Raw genomic sequence first — 12,442 nt, forward strand, 5'->3', positions numbered from 1 at the left:
TCATGCTTTGGCCGATGCTATAGCGTGCCGGGAAGGGCAGGCCAACAGGCCGCCGCCTAGGCGACGGCTGAAACCTGCTGCTGCTGACAGATCCAGTCCCAGCTGTCGCGCATGCCCTGCTCCAGCGGGATGGTGGGGTTCCATCCGACCGCCTTTCGAATGCGCGCGATGTCCAGGATGATCCTGGGCACGTCGAAGCCGCGGCCGGGTCGATAGAGCGGCGACAGATCCCGCCCGGTGATCTGTGCCGTCAGCTCGACGATGCGCTTGACCGACGCGCCTTCGCCCGAACCGGCATTGAAGCAACCGTTGATCGGCGATTCCAGGGCGATCGCCGACAGCGCCGCAATGTCGCGGACGTCGATGAAGTCGCGGATGACGCTGCCGTCGCCCCATACCTCGATCTGTTCGCCGCGGGCTATCTTCCACAGATAGGTGCCGATGATGCCCTGCAGGCCGGCATGACCCTGGCGCGGGCCATAGGGATTCGAGGCCCGCAAGGCGACGAAATCCAGCCCATGCAGCTTGCGCTCCATGTGCAGATAGTTCTCGATGGCGACCTTGACGATCCCGTAGGAACTGATCGGCTGCAGGGGGTGGCTTTCGGGCACCTCCTCGCACTGGGGCACGCCATAGACGGTGCCGCCCGACGACAGGAACACCAGCTTGTGAATGTTGCGGGCCCGCATCGCGTGCAGCAGCCGGACGGTCGCAATCAGGTTGCCCTCGATGTCGGCGCACGGGTTCAGGTTGGAAGTCGCGGGCACCGTCGTGCTGGCGCTGTGGATCACTGAATCGACATCGCGCAGGGCAACCTTCAGGACATCCTCGGATGAGAAGCTGCCCTTGACGTATTCCACCCCGGGCAGGGGGGGGCGGAAGGCTTCGGGTTTCATGTCCAGCACGCGGACGTTGTGTCCGCGGGCGACAAGCGCGTCGACGATATGAGATCCGATGAAGCCGCAGCCGCCGATCACTAGGGTTCGGTTCATGAATGATAATCCGTAATTGTCGCGGTATTCCGTCGAAACGCGGGCTGATCGTGACTGACATGCGCGGCGCAACGTGGCCTTGGCACGATCACCCATACCGGAAACATGCTGCATTGCAAACAACTGCAGGGCTGGCCATAAGCCCTGTACGGTCACCGCAATCCGGGTCTTTGGACAGCACCGCGTCGGCGGAACAGGTCACCCCGAGGGAGCAGGCACAGTGTTGATCCTACACGCGAAGGCAAGCCAGCAGGCACAGGCATTGTCTGCCGAGCTTTTGAAAGAAAACGACTTCCTTGTGCTTGCCGGGCCGGTGGGGGCATTCGATGCCACCGCCTTGCACCCCGGGCCGGGTCGGGTCGGCGGGACCGTTCTGCGCTTTACCCACCTGACCCCCCGGCCATCTGCCTTTCAGGTGTTGGCCGACTGCGCCTGCCTCTGTCAGCGGCTTCTTGCCGAACATCTGTGCGCCCTGCGCTATCGTCAACCGCAGGACGAACAGACTGCCTTTTCCGGCGATGCCCCCGTCGCCTGGTCGGCGCAGGCGGACGGAACCGTGACCGCATTCCGCCTTGCGCCGATCATCGCCAGCAGTCCGCTGCTGATGTCGCTGTCACGCGATCTCTGTGGCCGGTCGATGTCGGACGACCGGCGCTTTGCCTTTCTTGCCGCCGCCTTTGCAGGAGCCTGAATGCCACAACTGAACGACATCTGGATGGCCATTGCCAGTCGCGCCGGGATCGCGGACCGACGCCCTGATTTTCGCTTCGACCCGGCATTCTACGCCCGCACCTATCCCGAGATCGACGGTGACGATGCCGCGCTGCTGCGCCATTTCGTCGACTGCGGAAAGGCCGAAGGCCGCAACGGTACATATTACAGTCTCCTGCGCCGACAGGCGCCCCATATCGACGGTGCCCTGGACAGGCTGGTCACGGACCCGGGCATTCGCGCGGCGATCGACGCCGGGCATCCCGAGGCGCTGCACTTGGCGTTCGAGGCGATCCTGCTGGGCGCTCCGGTCGATGCGGCCATCTCGGACTTTTCGATGTCGGCCTATCTGGAATGGTATCCCGACATCGAGGCGGCGGGGATGAACCCGTTGATGCATTATCTGCGCTTCGGATCGGTCGAGGGTGGGCGCCGCACCCTTGCGGATCTGCGCAAGGGGCTGCACCGGGGCCAGCAGGTGTTCCGGCCCGAACTGCCCACCGTCCTGATCTGCGTCCACGAGATGTCGCGCACCGGCGCGCCCGTCGTCGGACGCGATCTTGTCCGCGAGGCAAGCCGGACCCACAACGTCGCGGTGGCCGCCCTGCGCGGCGGGGACCTGCTGGACCAGTTCCTGCCCCACTGCTGCGGCGCGCTGGTGACCCAGAACCCGCTGCGCGAGATGCCCTACCTGAACGCCGACGTGTTCCGCCGGATCGACCATGCGATACTTAATTCCGTCGAATGCGCGCCGTTCATCCATCCGCTGGTCGCACAGCAGGTGCCGTTCGCAGCCTATATCCATGAATATTCGGACTATACGTTCCCGTCATGGAAGTCCCTGTACATGGCGGCCTTTGCGGATCTGCTGATCTTCTCCTCCGAACATGTCCGCGACAGCTGGCAGGGGCGCCTTGCGGATGTCGACTTCGACACCGCGACTGACAGCACCATCATTCCCCAGCACCCGCTGATCGACGGGCAGGTCACCGAACGGCGCCGGGTCGAGGCGCGGCGCAGGATTTCCGCGGCCCTGGGCCGTGATCTGGCAGATGCGCGCATCGTCTGCGGCGCGGGCCACGTCCAGTGGCGCAAGGGCACCGACATCTTCGTGCAGGCGGCGCAGATCTGCGCCGATGCGGACCCCGACACCGTGTTCGTCTGGATCGGCGACGGCCGGAACCACCAGGACATGGGGTTCGGCGTCTGGTTCGACTATCACCTCCGCCAGGTCGGCGCGAACCGGCCGGACGGCAACCTGTTCATGCTGCCGGCGGGGCCGCTGTATCTAGACGTGATGGACGCCGCGGATTCGATGTTCCTGTCCTCGCGGTTGGACCCGCTGCCGAACGTGGTCTTCGACGCGTTGCGGCGCGGCCAGACGATGGTCTGCTTCGACGGAGCCACGGGCTTTGCCGACGACCGGTATCGCGGATCCGACCGGATCACGCGCACCCCCTATGCCGACCCGGCCGCCGCGGTCCGGGCCCTGCTGGCGCTGCCCCGCAAGACGGGAACGCCGGACCAGGACCTGCCCGCCGCCGATGACGATGGGCCGCGACTGTTCCACCGCATGCGCAGCGCCCTGCACGACCGCCTGGTGCAGCAGCGCAACTTCGTCCTCGGCGAAAGCCGGATCGACATCCCGCTGCTGTTCACCAAGTCCGAGGCCGACCGCCCCCTGCGCCGGCAGGAACGCGAGAAGCTGTTCCGCTATGGCCGCCGGTTGCTGTGGCGCGACGTGGACGACGCGCGCACGACCGTCGCCGCATCCGACAACTGGGTGCACCGCCGCCTGCGCCTGGAGGAGTATCGGGCCATCGCGCCGGACGACGCCGGGGTGACGGACTTTGCCATCCACGTCCATGCGTTTTACATCGACGATCTGGACGACGACCTGCGCGATCAGGCGGCCTTCGCACGGGCCTCGCGCATCGTCGTGACCACCGATACCGAGGCCAAGGCCGACCGGATCCGCCAGATGGGCGCCGACCGCGGCCTGACCATCCAGACGCAGCTGGTGCCCAACCAGGGCCGGGACATCCTGCCCTTCCTGCGGCTGTTCGGGCGCGACGGCCTGGCGGGCGACGATCGCATCTGGTGCCACCTGCATCAGAAGAAGTCGGTCCAGACGACCTCGCACGGCGATGTCTGGCGGCGTTTCCTGCATCGCATCCTGCTGGGCGACCAGAACATGCTGTCCTGGGCCGTCCGCCGGATCGCCGACCCCGACGTGGGCCTGGTCGCGCCGTTCGAGCCGCATTTCGTGCCCTGGGACGATTCGCGGCGTCTGCTGGCGGGCATCGCGGACCGCTTTCCGGGACCGATGCCGCAGAACCCGCTGCTGTTCCCGGTGGGCAACATGTTCTGGACCAAAGCCGATGTCGCCCGGCAGATGCTGGACCTGTTCGGAGAGGACCACCCCTGGCCCAATGAACCGATCCCGACCGACGGCACCGAGTACCACCTGATCGAGCGCCTGTGGCCCGCCATCGCCGCGCGGATGGGGCTGGATTCGGTGTTCCTGCATAAGGATGATGAGGATCGGGTCTGACCCGGCGCCGCGCCTTCGTTCAAACGAATATGTGTGTGGGATCTGCGGACAAGCCTTGGACCACACTTAAGCAGGAGACGTCATGGTCAAGCTGATCGTTCATATTGGTCACGGCAAAACTGGGTCCAGTTCCATCCAAGAGACCCTTCTTTCAGGGCGCGATATTCTTGCTGATCAGGGAATAGCCTATCTTGGACTTATGCTGGAGCATGGTGGAGGGTTGAACCGTCATGATTGGCAGAAGCGGTCTGGCTCTGACATCTTCTTCGCCAATGCCCGCGATCCTCTCACCGCTAACGGCGAGATGTTCGCCGCTTTGTCGGAGGCGCTGTCACAATGCGATCGTGACGGCGTCACCAAGGCGATTTGGAGCAACGAATGGCTGGCACCCCGCTCGGGGATGGTGCTCCCGGCGTTGCAGAAGATCGCCGAGAGTGGGCACGAGATCGAAATACAATGCTACGTCCGCCGTCACGACAAGTGGGCGATCAGCGCCTATTCGCAGTGGGGCCTAAAGCATAAGTCATACGACGGCAGGGTTCGTGATTTCGAGAGCTGGATGCCGGTTTTCGGAGGACGATCGATACGGTTTGCTGACGACATAAAGCCGTGGCACGATGCTTTTTCCGACAAGGTGAAGGTGTTCAACTTCGACGCCATAGGCGATGTTGTCGAACATTTTCTGGTTAATAATCAAATCGCAGGGGTACGGCCTATTAATGAGAACGTATCTCCGTCTGCAGTAGAGATTGCGGCGCAGGCTGTTTTCAACAGCAAGCATCCCATTTCAATGCGCCCCTCAGAGTACGACAAGGTGGCTAATCTTCTTCGGCGTGATGCTGGGACTGAACAACCTTTGTCGACCATCGACAAGTTGTTTCCCAGTCAGGATGCATTGAAGACGCTTTTGGATGATCGCAGAGATGATATCGCAACCTTGAACGAGCATCTCGCACGAAACGGGCAGCCAGAACTGGACTTCACTACGCCTCCCCGGCCAGTTGAGCATCCCACGCCTTGGGCAATGGACCAATATCTTTTGCGTCTTGTCTTCGGCCTGAATGATGAACTGATAGCGCTACGCGCTCGGGTTGCGACGCTTGAGGCTTCACACAAGGCCAAGGGGAAGTAACTTTCTCTTGAACGCTTTGCAGGCATTTGCGATGGGCAGGAGACCGTCACGCAGACAGTCGGTCCCTGCCCGCCAGGCAGACCGACCCCCTTTGGGAGGAGGGGCGCGCTGCCTCTGACCCCGACCGGAGACGCATCAGATGACCTCGACCAGCCCGCAGACCGACCTGACCGTGCCGCCGGTCAGAACCGCCCTGATCGTGCTGGGCATGCACAGGTCGGGAACCTCGGCGTTGGCGGGTGTGCTGGGGCATCTGGGTGCGGCGCTGCCGCAGGACCTGATGGCGCCCTCGGACATGAACGCCAAGGGGTTCTTCGAATCGAACCGCATCACTGGGCTGAACGACCGTCTGCTGGCGCAGGCTGGCTTCACCTGGTGGGACCCGCGCCGCTTTCCCGCCGCATGGTTCGACACCCCCGAGGCGGCCATCCTGCTGGACGAGGCCGTCGAGGTGCTGCGGGCGGATTACGGCGATGCGGCGCTGTTCGTCATGAAAGACCCGCGGATCTGCCGCCTGCTGCCGTTCTGGACTGCCGCGTTGGACCGCTTCGGTGCGCAGGTCCGGATCGTGCACACGCACCGTGCCGCGTGGGACGTCGCCGCGTCGCTGGCCCGGTGGGCGGAGTACGAGCCCGAGTTCGGGCTGGTGCTGTGGTCGCGCCACGTCCTGGACGCCGAGGCCGACAGCCGCGCACTGCCGCGCTGCTTCACCAGCTTCGAGGCGCTGATGGACGACTGGCGCGCCGTGGCCCGCCATATCGCCGACGCGCTGGACCTGGACTGGCCGCGGGGTCCGGATCAGGCCGGCGCCGCGGTGGACGATTTCCTCAGCCGTGACCTGCAGCATTTCCGCGGCGCCTCGGCGACCGGTCCCGACGGCCAGCCCCTGCCGCCGGTGGCGGCAGAGCTGCAGCAGGTCCTGGGCGCATGGGTCGATGAGGGAGAATCGTCGCAGGATCACGATCGCCTTGATCGCCTGCGGTCGGCGCTGGATGCCAGCGGGCCGCTGTTCGACGGATTGGCCCTGCGGACCGTGCATCGTGCCCGTCAGGTGGCACATCTGTCGGGCCGGGTCGAAAGCCTGACGGCGGACCTGACCCAGGCGCGCCGGGAGCTGAGCCGTGCCGGGCAGGAGGCCGACCGCCGTGACGCCCAGATCGCCGAACAGGCAGAGCGTCTTGAGGTCATGGAGCGGCGCCAGCACGTCGCGTCGGTCCAGTTGCGACAGCTGACCGAACAGCGCGAACGCGAGATGCAGGAGCGCCTGCGGCTGGCCATCGCACTGGACGACCCGAACGCCATGGCGGACCGGCTGGACGACCTTGCCGAACGCGTGGAGCGTGTCACGGCCGAACGCCGCAGGGAGCGCGACCGCCTGAACGCCGAAGCCGAGGCGATGGCCGCCGAAGGCGCGCGGCTGCGCGAGGACCTGGCCACGGCCCGTGCCGAACGCGATGCCGCGCAGCGCTGGGGTGCGACCCGCGAGGCGGAGCTGCTGGCCAGCACCTCGTGGCGCGTGACGGCGCCGCTGCGGGCGGTGTCGCGTGTGGCGCGGCGGCTGCGGCCCTAGTCGCGCTCCCAGGGGCGCAGCTCGGCCTCCATCCAGGTGCCATGGGCGGCGTTGGGAAAGACGATCCAGTCCTGGCCGAAGCGGTCGGCGTGGTCTTCGGTCAGGCGGTGCTGATCCTCCAGCGCGGCGCCGGCGAAGGCGCCATGGAAATCGTGCAGCGTGTCGCCCAGCTGCAGCACGATACGGTGCCCGTCCTCGACCTGCGCGCGGCGGGCGGCCTTGGGCGGACCGAACAGCAGGACCTGTTCGGCGCAGACCTGCGGTAGGCCGAGACGCGACAGGGTCGCGATGGTGGCCAGCTTGTTCTCCTCGAACCGGTCCGAGACGTAGAAGATCGTGACGCCCAGGTCGTCGGCCAGCGCAAAGAACTCGGCCGCGCCGGGGATCAGGTGGGGATTGCCCTCGCGCTCCCACAGCAGCCAGGTGTCGATGTTCTGGAACATCCCCTTGTTGTGCATCGCGGCCGCCATGACGGCGCTGTTGTCCAGGATCGTCTCGTCGATGTCGCTGAGGATCGCCAGTCCGGCGCCGCCGCCTGCCTGGTCAACGGCGGCACGCAGGCGCAGGGTCGCCAGCGCATAGCATTGCCGCTGCAGGGCGCGCACCTCGGCCGAGGCCTGCTGATAGCGGACGGCAACGGCGTGGTCGTGAGGCGTGCGGGTGGGCTGCATGATCTGTCCTTTGGTCGCGCGCAACATAGCTAGGCCGCGCGCGCCGCCGGGTCAAATGACGGTCCGGTGGTCCGCGCCGCGTGGTCAGATGGCGGGCGCGGGGATGCGATAGGGCGCCTCGCGGACGGGCAGGTGGATCAGGGCGCTGAAGGCCCCGATGCCCACGCCGATCCACCAGACCAGGAAATAGTCGCCCGACGCGTCGTACAGCTTGCCCCCCAGCCAGACCCCCATGAACGATCCAAGCTGGTGGGACAGGAACACGAACCCGTAGAGCGTCCCCATGTAGCGCAGCCCATAGATATAGGCGACCAGACCCGAGGTCAGCGGCACCGTGGCCAGCCACAGCCCCCCCATGACCAGCGAGAACACGACCACCGTGGCAGGCGTCATCGGCGTCAGGATGAAGGCCGCGGCGGCGATGGTGCGCAGCGTGTAGATGCCCGCCAGCAGGTATTTCTTGGTATAGCGCTTGCCCAGATATCCCGCGAGGATCGCCCCGCCGATATTCGCCAGCCCGATCAACGAGATGGCGATCGCCCCAAGCGCCGACGTGGTGGTGATGCCCAGGCCCGCCAGCATGCCGGCAGGGTCGATGGGGCCGCACATCTCGGTGATCATCGCGGGGAAATGCGCGGTAATGAAGCCCAGCTGATAGCCGCAAGAGAAGAACCCCGCAAAGATCATCATGAAGGACGGGTCGCGGAACGCGCGCCGCAGAACGGTGCCCATGCTGTCCTCCAGCTGCGATGGGGTCGCGGGCCTGCCGTCGCCCAGCATCGGCAGGAACAGCATCGTCGACAGGACGATCACGCCGAAGATGATGAAGACCGACTGCCACGGATAGAAGGCCAGCAGCCCTTCGGCCAGGGGTGCGCCGAAGACCTGTCCCGCCGATCCGGCGGCGGTGGCGATGCCCAGGGCCAGGCTGCGGTTGTCGTCGCTGGCGGCCCGGCCGACCACGGCCAGGATTACCCCGAACCCGGTGCCCGCGATGCCAAAGCCCACGATGATCTCCAGCAGCTGGATGCTGGCCGGGGTCGTGGCGAAGGCGGTCAGAATCAGGCCGGAGCTGTAGAGGATCGCACCGACGATGATCGCCCACCGGTCGCCCCATCGTTCCGCCATCGCGCCGAAGATCGGCTGGCCGATGCCCCAAGCCAGGTTCTGGATCGCGATGGCCAGCGAGAACTCGGCCCGCGGCCAGCCGAAATCCTGTGCGATGGGAATCTGGAACACGCCAAAGCTGGCGCGCAGTGCAAAGTTGATCAGCAAGATCAGCGATCCGCCGATCAGCACGGGTGTCAGGATGCGGGAATGGGGCATGGCTGCGGCCTTGGATGGGGTCGGCCGCAGCGTTGCCCCCGGCATGGGGGCGCGTCAATCACGCAATTGTCAGGATGCAATCGCCGCCGGTCAGCGGCGCTGCACCTCGGACTGGATCGAGAAGCGCGAGGCGGGGATCGTTCCGCCCTTTGACATCTCTCCAAGGATCACGGTGGTCTTCTGGCCGGTATCGTCTGTCACGACCCACTGGCGCAGCTCGGTTGGTGCGGTGAACACCATCTGGATGGTGCCGTTCTGCGGCCGCTGCGGGTCCTGCGCGGTGACGACGGTGCCGTTGTTCTGTTCGCTGTGACCGGTGACCATGCCTTGGCGGCCCAGGTTCACGTTGGCATCCAGGATGATCGACAGCGGCGTCTGGGACAGGGGATACTGCTGCGGGCCGCCGTTCGACTTGCCGTCGAAGATCGCCACGTTGCCGCCCGATGCCAGAACCAGCGTCGGGTCGTTGTCGTATTCGAACCGCACCCGGCCGGGACGCTGGATATAGACGGTCCCCGTCGATACCGTGCCATCCGGGTTGATCTGCGTGAACTCGGACGTGACCGTGGTCAGGCTGTTGAGATAGCGCGAGATCTCGGACAGCGGGATACGTTCGGCCAAGGCCGGAAAGGCCATGGCGAAAAGAAGGGCGGGCGCAAGGGCGAGGGTGCGTATGTTCATGGTCCCGATCATATCCTTTCGCTGTTGCGATGCACATCACGTCTGGCGGATGAACGCGCAGCCAACCATCGCGCGTCCGTGACGGTTCCGCATCATTTGTTTCATGCCCGATGCCTTGCGAAGAACGCATGGGGAACATATCTTTCCCGGCATGGCACAGCGCACCTTGCAGGACAAGCTGGCGATCCTGTCGGACGCCGCGAAATACGACGCCTCCTGTGCGTCCAGCGGAACGACGCGACGCGATTCGCGGTCGGGGGGCATCGGCTCCGCCGGCGGCACGGGGATCTGTCATGCCTATACGCCGGACGGGCGCTGCATCAGCCTGCTGAAGATCCTGATGACGAATTTCTGCATCTATGATTGCGTCTATTGCATCAACCGCGTCAGCAGCAATGTCGAACGTGCCCGGTTCTCTCCGGAGGAGGTGGTCCGGCTGACGCTGGAATTCTATCGCCGCAACATGATCGAGGGGCTGTTCCTGTCGTCGGGCATCATCCGCAGCCCGGACCAGACGATGGGCGACATGGTCCGCATCGCGCGGATGCTGCGGATCGAACACGGGTTCAAGGGATACATCCACCTCAAGACGATCCCCGACGCCTCGCCCGACCTGGTGGCGCAGGCGGGGCTGTTCGCGGACCGCCTGTCGGTGAATGTGGAACTGCCCCAGGATGCCAGCCTGCGCCACCTTGCTCCAGAAAAACGCCCCGAGACGATCCGTGCGACCATGGCCGACGTGCGCCTTGGCCGCGAGGCCGCCAAGGACCGCAGCCATACGGGCAAGCGCCCGCCGCGCTTCGCCCCCGCCGGGCAGTCCACGCAGATGATCGTCGGCGCGGATCAGGCCACCGACGTCGACATCCTGAACACCTCGGCCAATCTCTATTCGGGGTATCAGCTGAAGCGTGTCTATTACTCGGCCTTCAGCCCGATCCCCGACGCGTCCGCCATGCTGCCGCTGATCAAGCCGCCCCTGATGCGCGAACATCGCCTGTATCAGGCCGACTGGCTGATGCGCTTTTACGGCTTTGACGCGACAGAGATCGGGTCGGCGCATCCGTCGGGCAACCTAGACCTGGCGATCGACCCCAAGCTGGCCTGGGCGCTGGCCAATCGGGCACAGTTCCCCGTCGATGTCGCCCGCGCCCCGCGCGAGATGCTGCTGCGCGTGCCGGGCTTCGGCACCAAGACCGTGGGCCGCATCCTGACCGCGCGTCGGAACGGCGTGCTGCGATACGCGGACCTGCTGCGCATGGGCGCGATCATGTCCAAGGCCCAGCCCTTCGTCACGCTGCCCGACTGGACGCCGGGCGCACTGACCGACAGCGCCGGCCTGCGTGCGCGCTTTGCGCCGCCGCCTGAACAGCTGTCCCTGTTCGGATGATCCGGGTCACGCTGCCGCGGTTCGGACGCTTTGACGCCTGGCGTCAGGCCGCCCGCGATCTGGCCAGCGCACGCGTCCCGATGGAGGGCGTGACATGGGCCGACCCTGACACGCCCCCCGACCTGTTCGGCGCCGACCCGGCCCCGCCGCCGGGCGATCATCCGGTGATCTCCACGCAGGAGTTCCTGCAGCTGGCCCGTCAGGTCGCCAGCCATTCGGACCCGGAGCGCTGGTCGCTGCTGTACGGGACACTGATGCGGGCGCAGGGCGATCGGCGCTTTCTGTCCAATCCCGCCGATCCAATGATGGACCGCCTGTCGCGCATGGCGAAATCGGTGCGCCGCGACATCCACAAGATGCACGCCTTTGTCCGGTTTCACGAACTGCCCTCGGACGGGCCGCGCCGGGCCTTTGGTGCGTGGTTCGAACCCGAACACCCGATCCTGGAGGCAGGGACGCCGTTCTTTGCCAAGCGGTTCGCCGACATGGACTGGCTGATCGCCACGCCCGAAGGCACTGCCCGGTTCGACGGCGACACCATCGCCTATGACGACCCGGCCCCGCGCCCCGATCTGCCCGACGATGCAAGCCATGACCTGTGGCAGACCTATTTCGCCAACATCTTCAACCCCGCGCGCATCAAGACCAATGCAATGCGGTCCGAGATGCCCAAGAAATACTGGAAGAACCTGCCCGAAACCCGGCTGATCCCCGACATGCTGGCCGATGCGCCGCGCCGGGTTCAGGCCATGCGCGACGCGGGTGCGACCGATGCGCCGGCCTTCGCGCCCAAGATCACCGCCCGCCTGCGCCAGCAGCCCGACGACAGCATCCCCGACTCGCTGGAACAGGCCGCGTCCCAGGCCGCCCGCTGCACCCGGTGCGAGCTGTGTCATGCGGCCACCCAAACCGTCTGGGGGCAGGGTGATCCTGCCGCCCACCTGATGCTGGTGGGCGAGGCGCCGGGCGATCAGGAGGATCTGGCGGGCCTGCCCTTCGTGGGCCCCGCGGGCCAGCTTCTGCACCGGACCATGGCCGAGGCCGGGCTGGCCCCCGACCGGGCCTGGCTGACCAATGCGGTCAAGCATTTCCGTTTCACGCCGCGCGGCAAGCGCCGCCTGCACCAGACGCCCGACCGCGACCATGTCGATCAGTGCCGCTGGTGGTTGGACCTGGAACGCCGCATGGTCGCGCCGCGCCTGACCGTGGCCATGGGGGCGACGGCGGCCTTCGCGCTGACCGGCAACCGCAAGCCGCTGACGCCGCGCCGCGGTCTAGTCGAACCGGCACGCGACGGCGGCCCTGTCCTGATCACCTGGCATCCCAGCCTGATCCTGCGCCTGCCGCCTGACCGCGCGCCTGCGGCCTTGGCCGAACTGCGCGCCGATCTGGCGCAGGCCGTGCAGATGGTGGCCTGA

General features: G+C 66.0%; 10 protein-coding genes. 6 read left to right on the forward strand and 4 right to left on the reverse strand.

Translation table 11 applies throughout. The features are described 5' to 3' along the window. Positions 1–56 precede the first annotated feature (56 nt). A complete protein-coding gene (locus EOJ32_RS02285; RefSeq protein ID WP_127897552.1) occupies positions 57–992 on the reverse strand; it encodes an NAD-dependent epimerase/dehydratase family protein in 936 nt (311 codons plus the stop codon). 79 nt (positions 993–1,071) lie between these two features. On the opposite strand from EOJ32_RS02285, the gene EOJ32_RS02290 reads away from it, so the two are divergent. The 4 genes from EOJ32_RS02290 to EOJ32_RS02305 all read left to right on the forward strand — a co-directional run bounded on the left by EOJ32_RS02290 (position 1,072) and on the right by EOJ32_RS02305 (position 6,959). Further along, positions 1,072–1,683: a hypothetical protein gene (locus EOJ32_RS02290; protein ID WP_164871376.1), complete on the forward strand. Its 612-nt coding sequence runs from the start codon at positions 1,072–1,074 to the stop codon at positions 1,681–1,683. After that, positions 1,684–4,257, forward strand: coding sequence for a rhamnan synthesis F family protein (locus EOJ32_RS02295; protein WP_240542477.1), 2,574 nt, complete (start codon positions 1,684–1,686; stop codon positions 4,255–4,257). It begins immediately after the preceding gene. Between the two features lie 82 nt (positions 4,258–4,339). Next, positions 4,340–5,389 (forward strand): hypothetical protein, encoded by a 1,050-nt coding sequence (locus tag EOJ32_RS02300; RefSeq protein WP_127897554.1) that lies wholly within the window; start codon positions 4,340–4,342, stop codon positions 5,387–5,389. 139 nt (positions 5,390–5,528) lie between these two features. Next, on the forward strand, positions 5,529–6,959 hold the full coding sequence (locus EOJ32_RS02305) for a sulfotransferase family protein (protein ID WP_127897555.1): 1,431 nt from the start codon (positions 5,529–5,531) through the stop codon (positions 6,957–6,959). Here the strand turns inward: EOJ32_RS02305 and EOJ32_RS02310 are convergent. From EOJ32_RS02310 to EOJ32_RS02320, 3 genes are all read right to left on the reverse strand, one after another. Next, positions 6,956–7,630, reverse strand: a complete 675-nt coding sequence (locus EOJ32_RS02310; protein WP_164871377.1) for a 5'-nucleotidase, lipoprotein e(P4) family — start codon at positions 7,628–7,630, stop codon at positions 6,956–6,958. The two genes, EOJ32_RS02305 and EOJ32_RS02310, sit on opposite strands and share 4 nt — an antisense overlap. Positions 7,631–7,714: 84 nt before the next feature. Beyond that, positions 7,715–8,956 (reverse strand): MFS transporter, encoded by a 1,242-nt coding sequence (locus EOJ32_RS02315; protein ID WP_127897557.1) that lies wholly within the window; start codon positions 8,954–8,956, stop codon positions 7,715–7,717. A gap of 90 nt (positions 8,957–9,046) precedes the next feature. Continuing rightward, positions 9,047–9,637, reverse strand: a complete 591-nt coding sequence (locus EOJ32_RS02320; protein WP_127897558.1) for an outer-membrane lipoprotein carrier protein LolA — start codon at positions 9,635–9,637, stop codon at positions 9,047–9,049. Between the two features lie 151 nt (positions 9,638–9,788). Between EOJ32_RS02320 and EOJ32_RS02325 the strand changes: the two genes are divergently transcribed. Together EOJ32_RS02325 and EOJ32_RS02330 are read left to right on the forward strand one after the other, a co-directional pair. Beyond that, entirely contained in the window at positions 9,789–11,024 is a 1,236-nt protein-coding gene (locus EOJ32_RS02325) for a putative DNA modification/repair radical SAM protein (RefSeq protein ID WP_127897559.1), read from the forward strand. Beyond that, the gene (locus tag EOJ32_RS02330; protein ID WP_127897560.1) at positions 11,021–12,442 is read left to right on the forward strand and encodes a UdgX family uracil-DNA binding protein; all 1,422 of its coding nucleotides are present in this window, start codon (positions 11,021–11,023) and stop codon (positions 12,440–12,442) included. Before EOJ32_RS02325 ends, EOJ32_RS02330 begins: the two co-directional genes overlap by 4 nt.

Source organism: Paracoccus sp. Arc7-R13, assembly GCF_004010775.1.
In the GTDB taxonomy this organism is placed as follows: Bacteria; Pseudomonadota; Alphaproteobacteria; order Rhodobacterales; family Rhodobacteraceae; genus Paracoccus; species Paracoccus marcusii.

Coding starts and splice junctions, on each gene's coding strand:
- EOJ32_RS02285 (WP_127897552.1), bottom strand. CDS start 992: ATGAACCGAACCCTAGTGATCGGCGGCTGCGGCTTCATCGGATCTCAT.
- EOJ32_RS02295 (WP_240542477.1), top strand. CDS start 1,684: ATGCCACAACTGAACGACATCTGGATGGCCATTGCCAGTCGCGCCGGG.
- EOJ32_RS02300 (WP_127897554.1), top strand. CDS start 4,340: ATGGTCAAGCTGATCGTTCATATTGGTCACGGCAAAACTGGGTCCAGT.
- EOJ32_RS02305 (WP_127897555.1), top strand. CDS start 5,529: ATGACCTCGACCAGCCCGCAGACCGACCTGACCGTGCCGCCGGTCAGA.
- EOJ32_RS02310 (WP_164871377.1), bottom strand. CDS start 7,630: ATGCAGCCCACCCGCACGCCTCACGACCACGCCGTTGCCGTCCGCTAT.
- EOJ32_RS02315 (WP_127897557.1), bottom strand. CDS start 8,956: ATGCCCCATTCCCGCATCCTGACACCCGTGCTGATCGGCGGATCGCTG.
- EOJ32_RS02320 (WP_127897558.1), bottom strand. CDS start 9,637: ATGAACATACGCACCCTCGCCCTTGCGCCCGCCCTTCTTTTCGCCATG.
- EOJ32_RS02325 (WP_127897559.1), top strand. CDS start 9,789: ATGGCACAGCGCACCTTGCAGGACAAGCTGGCGATCCTGTCGGACGCC.
- EOJ32_RS02330 (WP_127897560.1), top strand. CDS start 11,021: ATGATCCGGGTCACGCTGCCGCGGTTCGGACGCTTTGACGCCTGGCGT.